The sequence below is a fragment of the Enterobacter sp. ODB01 genome, assembly GCF_001623605.1.
GTDB classification, from domain to species: domain Bacteria; phylum Pseudomonadota; class Gammaproteobacteria; order Enterobacterales; family Enterobacteriaceae; genus Enterobacter; species Enterobacter kobei.
Genome location: NZ_CP015227.1, coordinates 4,345,062 through 4,362,077 on the forward strand (window position 1 = coordinate 4,345,062; position 17,016 = coordinate 4,362,077).

The 17,016-nt window shown below is 54.4% G+C and carries 16 protein-coding genes, 6 tRNA genes and 1 other RNA gene; 13 read left to right on the forward strand and 10 right to left on the reverse strand.

The annotated features are described in order from the left end of the window. Positions 1–105: 105 nt before the first annotated feature. A tRNA-Ala gene (locus tag A4308_RS20625) sits at positions 106–181 on the reverse strand. 41 nt (positions 182–222) lie between these two features. Next, positions 223–298 (reverse strand) — tRNA-Ala (locus A4308_RS20630). Positions 299–515: 217 nt separating this feature from the next. Here A4308_RS20630 and A4308_RS20635 point away from each other — a divergent pair. Further along, the gene (locus tag A4308_RS20635; protein ID WP_014884727.1) at positions 516–878 is read left to right on the forward strand and encodes a YfeC-like transcriptional regulator; all 363 of its coding nucleotides are present in this window, start codon (positions 516–518) and stop codon (positions 876–878) included. A gap of 1 nt (position 879) precedes the next feature. Continuing rightward, entirely contained in the window at positions 880–1,272 is a 393-nt protein-coding gene (locus A4308_RS20640) for a YfeC-like transcriptional regulator (protein ID WP_032629138.1), read from the forward strand. A 44-nt stretch (positions 1,273–1,316) separates the two neighbouring features. Here A4308_RS20640 and gltX read toward each other — a convergent pair whose 3' ends face one another. Next, positions 1,317–2,732: a glutamate--tRNA ligase gene (gene gltX / locus A4308_RS20645; protein ID WP_023331032.1), complete on the reverse strand. Its 1,416-nt coding sequence runs from the start codon at positions 2,730–2,732 to the stop codon at positions 1,317–1,319. Positions 2,733–2,990: 258 nt separating this feature from the next. On the opposite strand from gltX, the gene A4308_RS20650 reads away from it, so the two are divergent. From A4308_RS20650 to A4308_RS20670, 5 genes are all read left to right on the forward strand, one after another. Beyond that, a tRNA-Val gene (locus A4308_RS20650) sits at positions 2,991–3,066 on the forward strand. Between the two features lie 41 nt (positions 3,067–3,107). Further along, positions 3,108–3,183 (forward strand) — tRNA-Val (locus A4308_RS20655). Between the two features lie 29 nt (positions 3,184–3,212). Beyond that, a tRNA-Val gene (locus tag A4308_RS20660) sits at positions 3,213–3,288 on the forward strand. Between the two features lie 4 nt (positions 3,289–3,292). Further along, positions 3,293–3,368 (forward strand) — tRNA-Lys (locus A4308_RS20665). 29 nt (positions 3,369–3,397) lie between these two features. Next, a non-coding RNA gene (locus A4308_RS20670) (RtT sRNA) lies at positions 3,398–3,523 on the forward strand. Between the two features lie 55 nt (positions 3,524–3,578). On the opposite strand, the gene A4308_RS20675 is transcribed toward A4308_RS20670, so the two are convergent. The 3 genes from A4308_RS20675 to xapA all read right to left on the reverse strand — a co-directional run bounded on the left by A4308_RS20675 (position 3,579) and on the right by xapA (position 6,669). Further along, positions 3,579–4,469: a LysR family transcriptional regulator gene (locus A4308_RS20675; protein WP_045281118.1), complete on the reverse strand. Its 891-nt coding sequence runs from the start codon at positions 4,467–4,469 to the stop codon at positions 3,579–3,581. A gap of 67 nt (positions 4,470–4,536) precedes the next feature. Beyond that, on the reverse strand, positions 4,537–5,793 hold the full coding sequence (locus tag A4308_RS20680) for a nucleoside permease (RefSeq protein ID WP_023331034.1): 1,257 nt from the start codon (positions 5,791–5,793) through the stop codon (positions 4,537–4,539). A 51-nt stretch (positions 5,794–5,844) separates the two neighbouring features. Next, a complete protein-coding gene (xapA, locus tag A4308_RS20685; protein WP_023338616.1) occupies positions 5,845–6,669 on the reverse strand; it encodes a xanthosine phosphorylase in 825 nt (274 codons plus the stop codon). A gap of 207 nt (positions 6,670–6,876) precedes the next feature. Between xapA and A4308_RS20690 the strand changes: the two genes are divergently transcribed. Further along, positions 6,877–7,218 carry a FlxA-like family protein gene (locus A4308_RS20690; RefSeq protein ID WP_014884732.1) on the forward strand — a complete coding sequence of 114 codons (342 nt, stop codon included), beginning with the start codon at positions 6,877–6,879 and terminating at the stop codon, positions 7,216–7,218. Here the strand turns inward: A4308_RS20690 and A4308_RS20695 are convergent. Beyond that, positions 7,215–8,150, reverse strand: a complete 936-nt coding sequence (locus tag A4308_RS20695) for a LysR family transcriptional regulator (RefSeq protein ID WP_014884733.1) — start codon at positions 8,148–8,150, stop codon at positions 7,215–7,217. The genes A4308_RS20690 and A4308_RS20695 overlap by 4 nt on opposite strands. An 89-nt stretch (positions 8,151–8,239) precedes the next feature. Here A4308_RS20695 and A4308_RS20700 point away from each other — a divergent pair, with 89 nt between their 5' ends. Next, positions 8,240–9,235: a bile acid:sodium symporter family protein gene (locus tag A4308_RS20700; RefSeq protein WP_014884734.1), complete on the forward strand. Its 996-nt coding sequence runs from the start codon at positions 8,240–8,242 to the stop codon at positions 9,233–9,235. On the opposite strand, the gene A4308_RS20705 is transcribed toward A4308_RS20700, so the two are convergent. From A4308_RS20705 to zipA, 3 genes are all read right to left on the reverse strand, one after another. After that, positions 9,232–9,447, reverse strand: coding sequence for a DUF3820 family protein (locus A4308_RS20705; RefSeq protein ID WP_014884735.1), 216 nt, complete (start codon positions 9,445–9,447; stop codon positions 9,232–9,234). The two genes, A4308_RS20700 and A4308_RS20705, sit on opposite strands and share 4 nt — an antisense overlap. 1 nt (position 9,448) lies before the next feature. Next, complete coding sequence (ligA, locus tag A4308_RS20710) at positions 9,449–11,464, reverse strand: NAD-dependent DNA ligase LigA (protein WP_045281119.1); 2,016 nt, start codon at positions 11,462–11,464, stop codon at positions 9,449–9,451. Between the two features lie 69 nt (positions 11,465–11,533). Then, positions 11,534–12,517 carry a cell division protein ZipA gene (gene zipA, locus A4308_RS20715; RefSeq protein WP_045281120.1) on the reverse strand — a complete coding sequence of 328 codons (984 nt, stop codon included), beginning with the start codon at positions 12,515–12,517 and terminating at the stop codon, positions 11,534–11,536. Positions 12,518–12,746: 229 nt separating this feature from the next. On the opposite strand from zipA, the gene cysZ reads away from it, so the two are divergent. The 4 genes from cysZ to ptsI all read left to right on the forward strand — a co-directional run bounded on the left by cysZ (position 12,747) and on the right by ptsI (position 16,990). Then, on the forward strand, positions 12,747–13,508 hold the full coding sequence (gene cysZ / locus A4308_RS20720; RefSeq protein WP_023338618.1) for a sulfate transporter CysZ: 762 nt from the start codon (positions 12,747–12,749) through the stop codon (positions 13,506–13,508). A 163-nt stretch (positions 13,509–13,671) separates the two neighbouring features. Then, a complete protein-coding gene (cysK, locus tag A4308_RS20725) occupies positions 13,672–14,643 on the forward strand; it encodes a cysteine synthase A (protein WP_014884739.1) in 972 nt (323 codons plus the stop codon). Positions 14,644–14,960: 317 nt separating this feature from the next. After that, a complete protein-coding gene (gene ptsH / locus A4308_RS20730) occupies positions 14,961–15,218 on the forward strand; it encodes a phosphocarrier protein Hpr (protein WP_000487600.1) in 258 nt (85 codons plus the stop codon). 44 nt (positions 15,219–15,262) lie between these two features. Continuing rightward, positions 15,263–16,990, forward strand: a complete 1,728-nt coding sequence (gene ptsI / locus A4308_RS20735; protein WP_014884740.1) for a phosphoenolpyruvate-protein phosphotransferase PtsI — start codon at positions 15,263–15,265, stop codon at positions 16,988–16,990. The last annotated feature ends 26 nt before the right edge of the window (positions 16,991–17,016 follow it).

The window sequence follows — 17,016 nt, forward strand, 5'->3', positions numbered from 1 at the left end:
TTGAGGTCAGGTACAGGAATACCTTCTTTTTGATAACAAAATGCGGTGGTGAACGTTACAAACAGATAAAAAAAACCCTCGTCTTTTGACGAGGGTTTAAAATTTTGGTGGAGCTAAGCGGGATCGAACCGCTGACCTCTTGCATGCCATGCAAGCGCTCTCCCAGCTGAGCTATAGCCCCACATGTGACTTTACTGACCGCACTCTGTTGGGTTCAGAGTTTGGTGGAGCTAAGCGGGATCGAACCGCTGACCTCTTGCATGCCATGCAAGCGCTCTCCCAGCTGAGCTATAGCCCCATCGTAAAGCTGTCATGTTGACGGGCGGCATAATATGAATTCCGCCGCGGAGTGTCAACGGCAAATTCATTGACCGTGATTCAATCGCCGAAAATTCATGCAAATGAATCACTTTGCGAGCCTGCTCGCAGTCATGAGTTAAGCCTGTCACGTTTTCACGTTAAACGGTGCTATAAAATGAGCCGTTAATTAACCCCACGAATATTCAGGAAATTGTATGATCAAGGAACGAATGACGCCGGAAGAGTTAGCCCTGCTCACCGGCTATAGCCGACAGACCATCAATAAATGGGTACGCAAAGAGGGTTGGATAACGTCACCAAAACCAGGCGTCCAGGGGGGCAAAGCACGCCTGGTACATGTGAATGAAAAGGTGCGTGACTTTATCCGCAGCGCGCGACGGGCAACGGAGACATCCGCAATGCCTGACGGCATCAGCAATGAGCGTTCGCTTCATACCCTCCTCCTGACGCTGGCAAATGAAATGACGCCAGAAGAGCAGAAGCAGATGACATCACTGTTACTGCGGGAAGGGATTACCGGTTTGTTACAACGCCTGGGAATTCGCGACCAGAATTAATATGAAAAGATTACGTAGCAAAATGACCACGGAAGAGCTGGCGGAGAGTTTAGGCGTTGCCAGGCAAACGGTGAATCGCTGGATACGCCAGCAGGGATGGGAGACCGAAGGTCTCAATGGTGTGAAAGGCGGTCGGGCGAGGCTCATACACGTCGATGCGCGCGTGAAGGAACATATCATGCGCCTCCCGGCTATCCGAAACCGTCAGGCAGTGTACCACCTGGCAGAGACAACAGCGCCATACATTGTCCCCTCCTCTACTCTGCGACCGGATATCATTGCGACGCTGGAAAACCTGACGCCGTCTGAACAGGAACGTCTGGATGCATTCCTGAAGCGCGAAGGGTTACGCGGCTTTCTTACCCGTCTGAATCTGGCTGAATATACGGCATAAAAAAACGGCAAGTCCCCCTGCCGTTCTGCCAGACTAAAATGTGATTACTGCTGGTTTTCACGTGCCGCAATAAAGTCCAGCGCTTTGTTAATACGCGCCACGCTGCGTGATTTACCAATTGCATGCACGGTCACATCCAGTGCGGGGGACTGGCCCGCACCGGTCACCGCAACACGCAGCGGCATACCGACTTTACCCATACCAACTTCCAGCTCGTCCGCCGTCGCCTGAATAGCGTGATGCACGTTCTCTGCGGTCCAGTCAGCGATCGCAGTCAGCTTGTCTCGCACCACTTCCAGCGGCTGACGCGCAACCGGGCGGAGGTGTTTCTTCGCCGCATCCGCGTCAAACTCATCAAACTCTTCATAGAAGTAGCGGCAGCTTTCAGCCATTTCTTTCAGCGTTTTGCAGCGCTCGCCGAGCAGTTTCACCAGGTCCGCCAGTTCAGGGCCTGTACGGGTATCAATATTTGCCTGCTCAATGTGCCACTGCAGGTAAGTCGCCACGTATTCCGGCGGCATGGTATTGATGTAATGATGGTTCAGCCATTGCAGCTTATCGGTATTAAATGCGCTCGCTGATTTGCTCACTGAGCTCAGAGAAAAGAGTTCAATCATCTCTTCGCGGCTGAAGATCTCCTGGTCGCCGTGGGCCCAGCCCAGACGCACCAGATAGTTCAGCAGCGCTTCCGGCAGATAACCGTCATCGCGATACTGCATAACGCTGACCGCGCCGTGACGTTTAGACAGTTTTTTCCCGTCGTCGCCGTTGATCATGGAAACGTGTGCATAGACAGGCACAGGGGCGTTCAGCGCTTTCAGAATGTTGATCTGGCGCGGCGTGTTGTTGATATGGTCTTCACCACGGACAACGTGGGTAATTTCCATATCCCAGTCGTCAACCACAACGCAGAAGTTATAGGTTGGGGAACCATCGGTGCGGCGGATGATCAGATCGTCCAGCTCCTGGTTGCTGAATTCGATCGGGCCACGGATCTGGTCGTCAAAGATCACCGAGCCATCCTGCGGGTTAGCAAAACGCACCACGCACGGTTCATCAGCAGCATGCTCGCTATGGTCATGGCGGCAGCGGCCGTCATAACGCGGCTTTTCACCGTTTGCCATCTGCTCTTCACGCAGCGCATCCAGACGCTCTTTGGAGCAGTAGCATTTATACGCCGTGCCCGCGACCAGCATCTCATCAATAACTGCGTTATAGCGGTCAAAACGTTTGGTCTGGAAATACGGGCCTTCATCCCACTCCAGGTTCAGCCAGTTCATCCCATCCATAATGGCTTCAATTGCTTCCGGCGTGGAGCGCTCAAGATCGGTGTCTTCAATACGCAGCACGAACTCACCTTTGTTGTGGCGTGCAAAAAGCCAGGAATAGAGAGCAGTACGAGCACCACCGACGTGCAGATAGCCTGTCGGGCTCGGCGCGAAGCGAGTTTTGATTTTCATGAAATGGCCTTACGTTATAAAGATGCCGGCAATCGGCAAATCCCGGGGAAAAAACAATGGGCAATATTCTATCACTGTGGGGGGATTCCTCAATGTTCATCCCTTTATCATGAGCGAGTTTGCTGTTTTTGTTTAGAAATCATGCGCCACCGCCCGTTTTGCGATCGTTTTGTTTAATTTTACGACGAACGAATAAAAACTTTAGAAAATGCGTTGACTCATTTTCAACTCTCCCTATAATGCGACTCCACACAGCGGGGGTGATTAGCTCAGTTGGTAGAGCATCTCCTTTACACGGAGGGGGTCGGCGGTTCGAGCCCGTCATCACCCACCATCTACTTCGGTAGACTCGCAGTGTAGATAAGTGTTGAGATTGGGCGATTAGCTCAGTTGGTAGAGCATCTCCTTTACACGGAGGGGGTCGGCGGTTCGAGCCCGTCATCGCCCACCATTCTCATCTTATCGCAGCAGTTCCGAAATGGGCGATTAGCTCAGTTGGTAGAGCATCTCCTTTACACGGAGGGGGTCGGCGGTTCGAGCCCGTCATCGCCCACCATTTCGGGTCGTTAGCTCAGTTGGTAGAGCAGTTGACTTTTAATCAATTGGTCGCAGGTTCGAATCCTGCACGACCCACCAATGTAAAAAAGCGCCCTAAAGGCGCTTTTTTGCTTTCTGCGATATGGATGATTCGAACCTGCAGCAGGTTCGAGCCGAACGCAGTGAGGCACCGGAGCCGTTTACGGCGACGGCCCGAAGGGCGAGCGAAGCGAGTCATCCTGCACGACCCACCAATCTAAAAAAGCGCCCTAAAGGCGCTTTTTTGCTATCTGCGCATCTGCAGTTTGTCTACTTTCCTGCCGTCAACGTCTCAATCAACGTCTTCACCGCCGGCGTCACCTGTTTCTCGTTATACACGACATACAAATCTGCCGGAATACGCTCTTTCAGCGGGCGAAACACCACGCCCGGCCACTGCATTTGCGCGTAACTGTCGGCAGCGAGCGTAATCCCCATCCCCATGCTTATCATCGCCAGTACCGTTTGTGGCTCTACGGCTTCGCGTACAATCATCGGTGAAAAACCGGCCTGCTGGCAGACGCGATGTAAAAATGCCCAGTCAGAATGTGCTGACGGCATCGTGACGAAATACTCGTCCTGTAAATCAGCAAGCGCAACGGAGGGTTCCCTGATCAGCCGGTGATCTTCCGGCATCGCCACAAGAAACGCCGCCTCGCGCAACCGCACGCTGGTAAACCCCGCGGTGGGTTCCGTTGCCATTCGCCAGATCCCAATATCCAGCTCCTGACGCTCAAGCTGCGCCATCTGCATGACCGGCGACTTTTCGCGAAAAACGACATCAACATTCGGATGTTCTTTCAAAAAAGTGCGCATAACCGTGCGCACCTCGCTCCACATGGCGGTACCGACAATACCCAGCTCAATGCGCCCTGCCTCACCCCGGCCAATTTGTTCGACGCGCGCCAGAGCCTGATTTGCGCTGGCAAGCAGCCGACGAGACTCTTCCATCAGCACTTTACCCGCATGCGTCAACGCGACGCTTCGCGAGTGGCGAATAAACAGTAACGTGCCCAGCTGGCTTTCCAGCTCTTTAATGTGCAGGCTTAATGGCGGCTGGGACATATTGAGACGGGCCGCAGCCCGTCCAAAATGCAGTTCCTCCGCCACGGCCAGAAAATAGCGCAGCAGCTTGAGGTCGGTTCGATAGACGCGTTCCATCAAAACATATCCTGGCGATAACACTTAAGCGCCTACCTTAAAGCCTTTCACCGCAGAGAGGGGAAATTTAGTGCGCAACTGTGCGCATCTCGCTGTTTTTACTGGCGTGGTGGTAGTTAAAGCTAAAATAAAACACCACGGCCAGTACCAGGGCATAGGCTGCAAACACCAGCCAGATCGTCTGCCAGTCTTTCACCCCATCCACCGAGAAATAATCAACTGCCATACCGCTCAATACCGATCCGAAATAAGCCCCAATACCGTTAACCGTCGTCATAAACAGCCCCTGTGCGCTGGCGCGAATATCGGTGCTGACCTCCTGTTCGACAAACACTGAGCCGGAAATATTGAAGAAGTCGAATGCACAGCCATAGACAATCATGGAAAGCATGAGCAGCACAAAGCCCGTTGCGGAGGGGTCGCCAAAGGCAAACAGACCAAACCGGAGCATCCAGGCCACCATGCTCATCAGCATCACGGCTTTAATACCAAACCGTCCGAGGAAGTACGGAATGGTCAGAATGAAGAACACCTCTGACATTTGCGAAACGGAGAGCAAAATGGACGGGTACCTGACGATAAAGCTATCTGCATACGCCGGATTACGGGCAAAATCATGCAGGAAGGGGCTACCGAAGGTATTGGTGATCTGCAGCACAGCACCCAGCAGCATCGCGAACAAAAAGAATACCGCCATGCGAGGCTGTTTAAAAAGAACAAAGGCATTAAGGCCCAGCTTGCTGGCCAGAGACTGGGACGTTTTCTGCTTCGCCACGGGAATGGCCGGCAACGTCAAAGAATAGAGCGCCAGCAGCAGAGACGCGCCAGCTGCAATATAAAGCTGCACGTTGCTTAGCTCCGCCCCCATCAGGCTTATGGCCCACATTGCCGCAATAAAGCCCACGGTGCCATACACCCGCACGCGCGGAAAATGGCTTACCGTCTCCAGACCCGCCTGCTCAAGACAGGAATAGGAGATCGTATTCGACAGCGCAATGGTGGGCATAAAGGCCATCGCATTGACCAGCATGACCCAGAACATCAGGCCGGGCTCATTCACCTGCGCGGCGTAACAGAGTGCGGCGGCACAGACGAGGTGGCAAATGACGTAGGCGCGGTCTGCCCGTAGCCATTTGTCGGCAATGATTCCCACCAGCGAAGGCATAACGATCGCGGCAAGGCCTTTGGAGCTGTAGACCATGCCCACGTCGGAGCCGGTAAAGTGTAGGGTGTTGATCATGTAAGCACCGAGGGTAACCAGCCAACTCCCCCAGATAAAATATTGCATAAAGGACATCATCTTTAAGCGAGTCGTGATGTTCATAGCCCATTCCTTATAGCAGTGTGGCCCTGACGGGCCACTTTATTGTTTTACTCAGGCAATATGGCGGAGAAAACCGCAGATAAGATTGATGAAGTTCTGGCGTGAGAGCTCAGCCGCCGCGAGCGTCTGCTCATGCGACAGCTTTACCTCGCCCAAACCTTCGGCGAGGTTGGTAATTGCAGAAACGGCTACAACCTTCAGGCCACAGTGGCGTGCGGAAATCACTTCCGGCACCACGGACATGCCGACCACATCGCCGCCGATAATTTGCATCATGCGGATCTCTGCCGCCGTCTCGAAGTTCGGGCCCGGATAAGAGACAAATACCCCTTCATGCAGCGGGAAACCCTCTTTCGCCGCCACGGTTTGCAGCATCGCACGGTAATCCGCGTCGTAAGCATTGGCCAGGGAGAAGAAACGGTCGCCAAAGCGCTCATCGTTCAGCCCCACCATCGGCGTGCCAGGCATGGTATTGATATGGTCGCTCAGGGCAACCAGGCTCCCCGGCAGAACTTCCGGGCGCAATGAGCCTGCCGCATTGGTGCTAAACAGCAACTCACATCCCAGCAGTTTGAACGTGCGGATCGCATCGGTCATGATGGTCATCCCGCGCCCCTCATAGAAGTGCCCTCGCCCTTTCATACAGGCAACAGGCACCCCGGCAAGATGCCCCAGCACCAGCTCGCCTGCGTGGCCGTGGACGGTGCTCACCGGGAAGCCCGGCAGTTTTTCATAGCTCAGGGAAACGGCATCATCAATCTGGTCGGCGAGCGCGCCAAGGCCAGAGCCGAGAATAAACGCCACGCGAGGCGTGAAGTCAGGCTTAGCCGCACGGATAATATCGGCGCAATACCACGGGTTTTTTGAGAGGGTCATAGAGGCTCCTTGAGAATGAAGATCGCGATAGCATGGATCGCATGACCTTAGTCTTATATCCGGAGCCTGCGGGTGACCTCCAATACACTTTCCCTGCACCATCAATACTGTTTTTGTATCAATGTAATGTCCTGCCAGATATGGCAGTTTTGCTCAAGCTAATCCCGTCAGTGCCGATACCTCTGTTTTATAACGCGAGGAAAAAGTATGACGACTATCCAGGCTTCAGCCCCACCCATTCAAACCAGCGGCGGCGGGAGTGGGGCTTCCGGCGGGAACGATATTGCTGCGCAAATCAGCCGTATTCTCGACAAAATCCAACAGCTGACTCAGCAGTTAAAAGAGCTGGCGGACAGTTCCGGCAGTGCAGATGAAAAGAAAAAGCAGCAGGAGCTCATTCAGACCCAAATCACCGTGCTACAGGCGCAGCTCGCCGCGCTGCAGCACCAGCAGGCTGAAGAGGAGCAAAAGAAACAGGAGCAAGCGCCGGGTAAAGTGGAAGGGGTGAATAGCCCGACAGACGATCATCAGATCGATATCTATATTTAATCGTCGGATGCGTTAAACAGTGGGTCGCGTATGCGGGCCTCGGTTAATCGCTGTGCCTGGATACGCACCACTTCCCATATAGCCTGCGCCGCCCCCGAGAGGGAACGATTTTTGCGCCGTACTAACATCAGTTTTCGCTCGACAACAGGCGTTAAACGCTTCACGGCCAGTCGGCTCCCCTGCGGCAGGGGGAGCGCCAGAGCGGGCAACACGCTGATCCCAATTCCGGCTTCCACCATGGGAAACAGCGTGGCCGGATGCCCAATTTCCTGCACGATGGTGGCCTTTACGCCCTGATTAACCAGCGCGGAATCGATCAGCGGACGGCTGCCGGAGGCATAATCCTGCAAAACCAGGTTCGCGCCCTGCAGGGACTGCCAGTTGACCGCCGGCAACGTTGCCAGCGGATCGTCATCCCGGCAGAGCAGTAAAAAAGGCTCAGAAAGCACGCTTTCGCACGCCAGGTCGCTCACCTGGCCGGGGTCGATCACAATACCAAAATCCACATCTCCCTGACGGATGCTTTCCAGCACCCACTGCTGCGGCCGGTCATGCAACACAAAATCAATGTCCGGATAGCGGTGGTTTCCCTCCGCGATACACTGCGGGATAAGGTGTGCCGATATTGTCTGGCTGGCTGCGACCCGCACGGTACCCGAAAGCTGCTGCCCCAGCCTTCCCACGTCTCTGAGCGTGCTGTTCAGTTCATCCAGCAGACGTTCGAGGCGCTGGGCCAGCTGCTGCCCTGCTTCGGTCAGCACCACTTCGCGTGTGGTACGGTCAAGCAACCGCACGCCGGTCTGATTTTCCAGCTCTTTCACGCTGTGGCTGACGGCTGACTGGCTGAGGCCAATCATCTCTCCTGCCCGGCTGAAGCTACGGGCATGGGCGACGGTGACAAAAATACGAAGCTGGCGTAAGGAGTAATTCATCTGTTTAATTCATGAATGAATGCAATAAATCAATTTTATTTCTCAAATGGAAAAAAGCACAATAGCGACATCTGTTTTCAGGAGTCATTATGAAACTATTTCGTATTGTTGATCCGTTTACGCTTACTCTGGTGGTCACCGTTTTACTGGCCTCGTTTTTCCCGGCCCGCGGTGGTTTCGTCCCGTTTTTTGAGGGGCTGACGACGGCCGCTATCGCGCTGCTGTTCTTTATGCACGGCGCAAAACTCTCCCGCGAAGCGATTATCGCGGGTGGTGGCCACTGGCGACTGCACCTCTGGGTGATGTGCAGCACCTTTATTCTGTTCCCCATCCTCGGGGTGCTGTTTGCGTGGTGGGCGCCGGTTAACGTCGACCCGGCACTCTACACCGGTTTTTTGTATCTCTGTATTCTGCCAGCCACCGTGCAGTCGGCCATTGCGTTTACCTCCCTCGCGGGTGGCAACGTTGCGGCCGCGGTCTGCTCCGCGTCGGCATCCAGCCTGTTAGGGATTTTCGTCTCCCCGCTGCTGGTGGGGCTGCTGATGAACATGCATGGCGCGGAAGGTAACCTTGAGCAGGTTGGCAGGATCTGTCTGCAGCTGCTGCTGCCGTTTGTCCTGGGCCATCTCTCGCGCCCGTGGACAGGTGCGTTTGTGACGAAGCATAAAAAGTGGATCTCCAAAACCGACCAGACCTCGATTCTGCTGGTGGTTTACTCCGCCTTCAGCGAAGCGGTCGTGAACGGGATCTGGCACAAGGTGGGCGCAGGCTCACTGCTGTTTATCGTGGTGGTCAGCATTGTCCTGCTGGCGATTGTCATTGCCGTAAACGTCTTTGTGGCACGTAAATGCGGCTTCAACAAAGCAGATGAAATTACGATTGTTTTCTGCGGTTCGAAGAAGAGCCTGGCGAACGGTATCCCGATGGCCAACATTCTGTTCCCGACCTCGGTAATTGGGATGATGGTATTGCCGCTGATGATTTTTCATCAGATCCAGCTGATGGTCTGCGCCGTGCTGGCGCGTCGCTATAAACGTCAGACGGAAAAACTGGCGCAGGAAGAGACCCGCGCCGCGAAGGCTTAAGGACGTTTCAGGGGCTGAACCAGCTGGGTCAGCCCCTCGGTTTTGATCAGTAGCGTAATAGCCATCAGCTCGCCCAGTCGCCCGGCCGGGAACTCATCCTTACGGGCAAACCACAGCAGATACTCCTCCGGCAAATCGATCAGCCTGCGGCCCTTATATTTACCGAACGGCATCTCCGTATTGGCGATCGCAACGAGCTGCTCTTTTTCCACGTTACTCTCCTAACAGACGCATCATTTCCGCTTCGTCGATAACCTCAATGCCGAGTTCCTGGGCTTTCACCAGCTTCGAACCCGCTGCTTCCCCGGCAATCACCAGGTCGGTTTTCTTCGAGACGCTGCCCGCCACTTTTGCGCCCAGCGCCACCAGACGCGCTTTCGCATCGTCGCGTGAAAGCTGGCTCAGGCTGCCGGTCAGCACCACCGTTTTACCGGCGAACGGACTGTCGATCTCTTCGGCATTAACCACCACCGGCGCGGGCCATTTGATGCCCTCTGCCAGCAGTTTGCCAATGACTTCGCGGTTGCTCTCTTCCGCAAAGAAGTTAAAGACGTGCGTGGCGACTACAATGCCGACATCCGGCACTTTCTGCAGCTCGTCGATGCTTGCCTTTTCCAGCGCCTCCAGCGTGCCAAAGTACGCCGCCAGACCTGCTGCCGTTGCTTCCCCCACTTCACGGATGCCCAGCGCGTAAAGGAAACGGGCGAAGGTGGTCTCTTTTGCGGCTTCCAGAGCGTTAACCACGTTCTGCGCCGACTTCGGCCCCATGCGATCCAGACCGGTCAGCTTGCCCGCCGTCAGTTTGAAGAGATCCGCTGGCGTATGCACATACTCTTTTTCAACCAGCTGATCGATAATCTTATCGCCCATGCCGTCGACGTCCATGGCGCGACGGGAGACGAAGTGCTTCAGTGACTCTTTACGCTGCGCGCCACAGATCAGGCCGCCCGTACAGCGCGCTACCGCCTCACCTTCAACACGCTCCACGTCAGAGCCACACACCGGGCAATGGGTCGGGAAGACCACTTCACGCGTATCATCAGGGCGTTCAGACTCAACGACGTTTACCACCTGCGGAATAACATCGCCCGCGCGACGAACCACCACTTTGTCACCAATCCGCAGGCCCAGACGTTCAATCTCATCGGCGTTATGCAGCGTGGCGTTACTCACCAGCACGCCCGCGACCTGCACAGGCTCAAGACGGGCGACCGGGGTAATGGCGCCCGTACGGCCGACCTGGAACTCCACGTCGCGAACGAAGGTCATCTGTTCCTGAGCAGGAAACTTAAACGCCACCGCCCAGCGCGGCGCACGCGCCACAAAGCCGAGTTGCTCCTGAAGCGCCAGTGAGTTCACCTTAATGACAACGCCATCAATATCAAAACCGAGCGTCGGACGGTCCGCTTCCACCTTGTGGTAGAACGCGAGTACCGCTTCTGGCGAGTCACAGAGCTGCACGCGGTTACTCACCGGCAGGCCCCACGCCTTAAACTGCATCAGACGCCCGAGATGCGTATCCGGCAGCTCGCCTCCCTCCAGGATCCCCACGCCGTAGCAGAAGAAAGTGAGCGGTCGCTTCGCGGTGATACGCGGGTCAAGCTGGCGCAAAGAGCCTGCCGCCGCATTACGCGGGTTAGCAAATACTTTCCCGCCGGTGCGGCGCGCTTCTTCGTTGATTTTCTCGAAACCCGCCTGGGGAAGAAACACTTCGCCGCGCACTTCCAGGCGCGCAGGAATGTTGTCCCCCTGCAGCTTCAGCGGGATCGCGCGGATGGTACGCACGTTGGTCGTAATGTCTTCACCCGTCGTGCCGTCGCCACGCGTCGCGGCACGCACCAGCACGCCGTTTTCGTAGAGAAGACTGACCGCCAGGCCATCAAGCTTCAGCTCGCAGCACCAGGCGAGAGCGTCGCTGCTTTTCAGACGGTCCTGCACGCGCTTGTTAAACGCGAGGAAGCTCTCTTCATCAAAGACGTTATCCAGCGACAGCATCGGTACTTCATGGCGTACCTGGCTGAACGCTCCCAGCGGCTCGGCACCGACGCGCTGGGTGGGAGAATCCGGCGTAATGAGTTCCGGGTGCTGCGCCTCCAGTTCGCGCAGCTCGCGCATCAGGCGGTCATACTCCGCATCCGGCACCTCCGGCGCGTCCATAACATGATAGAGATATTCATGATGGCGAAGCGTGGTTCGCAGGTCAGTGAGTTGTTGTTCGATTGAGTCCATATCGCACCATCAATGAGAAAAAACCCCCGACATGCGGGGGTTGAGGAGGAGTTGACGTAAACGCGATGATTACGCGTTGGCTTCCTTAACTTCGCGGATGCGGTCCTGATACTCACGCAGTTTTTGCGGAGTCATCATTCGACGCTGATCGTCGAGCACCACACCGCCCACTTCGTCAGCAATGTGCTGAGCGGATTGCAGCATCAGCTTGAAGTTTTGCAGTTCATCGCCGTAGGACGGCACCTGCATAAAGATGGTGACACCTGGGGTCACGAAATCACCGGTCATTTCCGGATCAAAGGTGCCAGGGTTAACCATATTGGCCAGGCTGAACAGCGCCGGGCCGCTACCGTCAGGGCTCAGGTGGCGATGGAAAATATTCATGTCGCCAAACTTGAATCCTGCCTGTTGAATACTGTTAAGCAGCACGTCACCGTTGAGATGGCTACCGTGATGCGCGGCCACGTTCATGATGATCACCGCTTCTTTACGCTGCGGTTTTTCAACAACCGGTTCTGGCTCTGCTACGGGTTCTGGCTCAACATGCTGTGCTGGAGCAGGCTGCGGAGCTGGCTGCACATGACCAGGCTGCTGCGGCTGTTGTACCGGCTGCGCGGGCTGTAGTTGCACAGGCTGCTGCACGGGCTGCGGTTGAACCGGCTGTGGCGCAGCAGGCTGCTGATGGACAGGCTGTTGCGGCGGCTGGCGCACAGGCTCTTCTACCGGCTGCGGCGCCTGCTGGCGCGGCTGAGCAGAGGCGTACGGCGGTTGATACTGGTGCTGCGCAGGACGGGGGGCTTCATGCTCCCCATGAGCCGCGCCGGGCGCAGTATTGACCCGATGAACACGAACTTCACCCACGCCGTCATCGTCGCGATCGTCGATGTCATCTTCAATGTCATCGTCATCACGACTGGACTTCATGCGCTTCAGTGGGCGATCGCGGAACATCGAAGAACGCTCTTTACGGCTGGTCCAGAAACCATGTACCAGTAAAGCGATTATGGCGATCGCGCCAACAATGATTAATATCAGACGCAAATCCTGCATCATTATATTCTCTGTTGTTCTAACACCTTGCCACCACGGCAAACATTTACTCACTAAGAGTATTTGCCGTTTACGTCAAGTGCAAGTGTGTGCAGAGCATTCACAGCATAAAGATGAAGGAAATCGTGCTTTTTGCTGGTTTTTCGAACATTTCCGAACTGGTCATTAGTCCACAAGTGGATAATATAGGCGGCAATTCCACTGGTTGTGAAAAAAGGAGTACAGCCTGGTTATGGTTTCAACATCTTCTTCTCCCCCACGCAGCGGCGTCTGGTATTTTTCTCAGGGCTGGAAACTGGTTTCACTGCCGGGTATCCGACGCTTCGTCATCCTTCCGCTGTTGATCAACATTCTTCTGATGGGCGGCGCGTTCTGGTGGCTTTTTACAAAGCTCGAGAGCTGGATCCCTGCGTTAATGAGCTATGTGCCCGACTGGCTACAGTGGCTGAACTATCTGCTCTGGCCGGTGGCGGTTATCTCCGTGCTGCTGGTGTTCGGCTATTTCTTCTCAACCATCGCTAACTGGATAGCCGCACCGTTTAACGGCCTGCTGGCAGAACAGCTGGAGGCGCGGCTTACCGGCGCGACGCCGCCGGACACGGGCGTGCTCGGGATCATGAAAGATATCCCCCGCATCATGAAGCGCGAGTGGCAGAAATTTGCCTGGTACCTCCCCCGCGCGGTAGTGCTGCTTATCCTCTATTTTGTGCCCGGCATTGGCCAGACCGTGGCGCCGGTGCTGTGGTTCCTGTTCAGCGCCTGGATGCTCGCCATCCAATATTGTGATTATCCGTTCGATAACCACAAGGTACCGTTTAAAGCGATGCGCAACGCCCTGCGTACCCAGAAGGTCGCCAATATGCAGTTCGGCGCGCTGACCAGCCTGTTCACGATGATTCCCTTCCTGAACCTGTTCATCATGCCGGTTGCTGTGTGCGGCGCGACGGCAATGTGGGTGGACTGCTACCGTGCTAAGCACGCGTTATGGAAATAATGCAAAAATGTGTAAAGCAGGGGTGGCTTATGCCGCCCCTTATTCCATACTGATCCCCATTATTTCCTTGCAGTATATAGATATGCGAATTCCTTACTTCCCCCTCCCTGCTTAGCAGGTATGCTGGGGCGGTATCCCAATTTCATACAGTTAAGGACAGGCCATGAGTAAGATTTATGAAGACAACTCGCTGACTATCGGTCATACGCCCCTGGTTCGACTGAACCGTATCGGTAATGGACGCATTCTGGCGAAGGTCGAATCTCGTAACCCGAGCTTCAGCGTAAAATGCCGTATCGGTGCAAACATGATTTGGGATGCTGAAAAACGTGGCGTGCTGAAGCCTGGCGTTGAACTGGTTGAACCGACCAGCGGTAACACCGGTATCGCTCTGGCCTATGTCGCTGCCGCGCGTGGCTATAAACTGACGCTGACCATGCCGGAAACCATGAGTATCGAACGCCGCAAACTGCTCAAAGCACTCGGCGCGAACCTCGTACTGACCGAAGGTGCGAAGGGCATGAAAGGTGCCATTCAGAAAGCGGAAGAGATTGTCGCCAGCGATCCGGCAAAATATCTGCTGCTGCAGCAGTTCAGCAACCCGGCTAACCCGGAAATTCACGAGAAGACCACTGGACCGGAAATCTGGGAAGATACTGACGGTCAGGTTGACGTGTTTATCTCCGGCGTTGGTACCGGCGGCACCCTGACCGGCGTGTCACGCTATATAAAAGGCACAAAAGGTAAAAAAGATCTGATCACCGTTGCGGTTGAACCCACCGACTCACCGGTTATCACCCAGGCACTGGCGGGCGAAGAGCTCAAGCCGGGTCCGCATAAAATCCAGGGTATTGGCGCGGGATTCATTCCGGGCAACCTGGATCTGAAGCTGATCGATAAAGTGGTCACCATCACTAACGAAGAAGCCATCTCTACCGCGCGTCGTCTGATGGATGAAGAAGGCATTCTCGCCGGTATCTCTTCCGGTGCGGCTGTTGCGGCAGCGCTCAAACTTCAGGAAGATGAAGCCTTTACCAATAAGAATATTGTGGTTATCCTTCCTTCCTCGGGTGAGCGTTACTTGAGCACCGCACTGTTTGCCGATCTGTTCACTGAAAAAGAGCTGCAACAGTAATGCCAGCATGTTAATAACGCGTAAAAAAGCACCTTTTCAGGTGCTTTTTTGTGGCCTGCTTCAAACTTTTGCCCCTCCTGGCATTGCTTCACCCCGTTGGGTCTGGTATTTAAACCAGCAATTATTTTGATGCGTGAAATTAATCAGTGAACGAAATAGCCTTGCTGAATCGATTTTATGATTTGGTTCAAGTCTTGCTTTCGCTGCATAATGTTTAATGACGATCGAAACGTCAGCGCTAACAATACAGGCTAAAGTTCAGTCGCCAGGCTAGACTTTAGTTCCACAACACTAAACCTATAAGTTGGGGAAATACAATGTTCCAGCAAGAAGTTACCATTACCGCTCCGAACGGTCTGCACACCCGCCCTGCTGCTCAGTTTGTTAAAGAAGCGAAAGGCTTCACTTCTGAAATCACTGTGACTTCCAACGGCAAAAGCGCCAGCGCAAAAAGCCTGTTCAAACTGCAGACTCTGGGCCTGACTCAGGGCACCGTAGTCACCATTTCTGCGGAAGGTGAAGACGAGCAGAAAGCAGTTGAGCATCTGGTAAAACTGATGGCTGAGCTCGAGTAAGTTTCCGGGTTCTTTTAAATATCAGTCACAAGTAAGGTAGGGTTATGATTTCAGGCATTTTAGCATCCCCGGGTATCGCTTTCGGCAAAGCACTGCTGCTGAAAGAAGACGAGATCGTCATCGACCGGAAAAAAATTTCTGCCGACAAGGTTGATCAGGAAGTTGAACGTTTTCTGAGCGGTCGTGCCAAGGCATCTGCGCAACTGGAAGCAATCAAAACTAAAGCTGGCGAAACTTTCGGTGAAGAAAAAGAAGCCATCTTCGAAGGGCATATCATGCTGCTCGAAGATGAGGAGCTGGAGCAGGAAATCATAGCCCTGATTAAAGATAAAGGCATGACGGCCGACGCGGCTGCGCATGAAGTTATCGAAGGTCAGGCAACTGCCCTGGAAGAACTGGATGATGAATACCTGAAAGAACGTGCGGCTGACGTACGTGACATCGGTAAGCGCCTGCTGCGCAACATCCTGGGTCTGGCCATCATCGACCTGAGCGCGATTCAGGATGAAGTGATCCTGGTTGCCGCTGACCTCACCCCGTCCGAAACCGCACAGCTGAACCTGAAAAAGGTCCTCGGTTTCATTACCGACGCGGGTGGCCGTACTTCCCACACCTCTATTATGGCCCGTTCTCTGGAACTGCCTGCCATCGTGGGTACCGGTAGCGTCACCTCTCAGGTGAAAAACGGCGACTATCTGATTCTGGATGCCGTAAACAATCTGGTTTACGTCAACCCAACAAACGAAGAGATCGAAAAACTGCGCGCGGTTCAGGAGCAAGTTGCGACTGAAAAAGCGGAACTCGCTAAGCTGAAAGACCTGCCAGCCATCACCCTGGACGGCCATCAGGTTGAAGTATGCGCAAACATCGGTACCGTACGTGACGTTGAAGGCGCTGAGCGCAACGGTGCGGAAGGTGTGGGTCTCTATCGTACAGAATTCCTGTTCATGGACCGTGACGCGCTGCCTACTGAAGAAGAGCAGTTTGCTGCGTATAAAGCCGTAGCAGAAGCGTGTGGCTCTCAGGCGGTTATCGTCCGTACTATGGACATCGGTGGCGACAAAGAGTTGCCATACATGAACTTCCCGAAAGAAGAGAACCCGTTCCTGGGCTGGCGTGCAGTGCGTATCGCCATGGATCGCAAAGAGATCCTGCGTGACCAGGTGCGCGCAATTCTGCGTGCCTCTGCTTTCGGTAAACTGCGCATCATGTTCCCGATGATCATCTCTGTTGAAGAAGTGCGTGCACTGAAGAAAGAGATCGAAATCTACAAACAGGAACTGCGCGACGAAGGTAAAGCGTTTGACGAGTCAATCGAGATCGGCGTGATGGTGGAAACCCCAGCAGCCGCGACCATTGCGCGTCATTTAGCCAAAGAAGTTGATTTCTTTAGTATCGGCACCAATGATTTAACGCAGTACACCCTGGCAGTTGACCGTGGTAATGATATGATTTCACATCTCTACCAGCCAATGTCACCGTCCGTTCTGAACTTGATCAAGCAAGTTATTGATGCTTCTCATGCAGAAGGTAAATGGACTGGCATGTGTGGTGAGCTTGCAGGCGACGAACGTGCTACACTTCTGTTGCTGGGTATGGGTCTGGACGAATTCTCTATGAGCGCCATTTCCATCCCGCGCATTAAGAAGATTATCCGTAACACGAACTTCGAAGATGCGAAGGTGTTAGCAGAGCAGGCTCTTGCTCAACCGACAACGGACGAGTTAATGACGCTGGTTAACAAGTTCATTGAAGAAAAAACAATCTGCTAATCCACGAGATGCGGCCCAAATTACTG

Bases quoted from the DNA above. Each gene is read 5' to 3' on its own strand.
- A4308_RS20635 (WP_014884727.1), top strand. From the start codon at position 516: ATGATCAAGGAACGAATGACGCCGGAAGAGTTAGCCCTGCTCACCGGC.
- A4308_RS20640 (WP_032629138.1), top strand. From the start codon at position 880: ATGAAAAGATTACGTAGCAAAATGACCACGGAAGAGCTGGCGGAGAGT.
- gltX (WP_023331032.1), bottom strand. From the start codon at position 2,732: ATGAAAATCAAAACTCGCTTCGCGCCGAGCCCGACAGGCTATCTGCAC.
- A4308_RS20675 (WP_045281118.1), bottom strand. From the start codon at position 4,469: ATGGAACGCGTCTATCGAACCGACCTCAAGCTGCTGCGCTATTTTCTG.
- A4308_RS20680 (WP_023331034.1), bottom strand. From the start codon at position 5,793: ATGAACATCACGACTCGCTTAAAGATGATGTCCTTTATGCAATATTTT.
- xapA (WP_023338616.1), bottom strand. From the start codon at position 6,669: ATGACCCTCTCAAAAAACCCGTGGTATTGCGCCGATATTATCCGTGCG.
- A4308_RS20690 (WP_014884732.1), top strand. From the start codon at position 6,877: ATGACGACTATCCAGGCTTCAGCCCCACCCATTCAAACCAGCGGCGGC.
- A4308_RS20695 (WP_014884733.1), bottom strand. From the start codon at position 8,150: ATGAATTACTCCTTACGCCAGCTTCGTATTTTTGTCACCGTCGCCCAT.
- A4308_RS20700 (WP_014884734.1), top strand. From the start codon at position 8,240: ATGAAACTATTTCGTATTGTTGATCCGTTTACGCTTACTCTGGTGGTC.
- ligA (WP_045281119.1), bottom strand. From the start codon at position 11,464: ATGGACTCAATCGAACAACAACTCACTGACCTGCGAACCACGCTTCGC.
- zipA (WP_045281120.1), bottom strand. From the start codon at position 12,517: ATGATGCAGGATTTGCGTCTGATATTAATCATTGTTGGCGCGATCGCC.
- cysZ (WP_023338618.1), top strand. From the start codon at position 12,747: ATGGTTTCAACATCTTCTTCTCCCCCACGCAGCGGCGTCTGGTATTTT.
- cysK (WP_014884739.1), top strand. From the start codon at position 13,672: ATGAGTAAGATTTATGAAGACAACTCGCTGACTATCGGTCATACGCCC.
- ptsH (WP_000487600.1), top strand. From the start codon at position 14,961: ATGTTCCAGCAAGAAGTTACCATTACCGCTCCGAACGGTCTGCACACC.
- ptsI (WP_014884740.1), top strand. From the start codon at position 15,263: ATGATTTCAGGCATTTTAGCATCCCCGGGTATCGCTTTCGGCAAAGCA.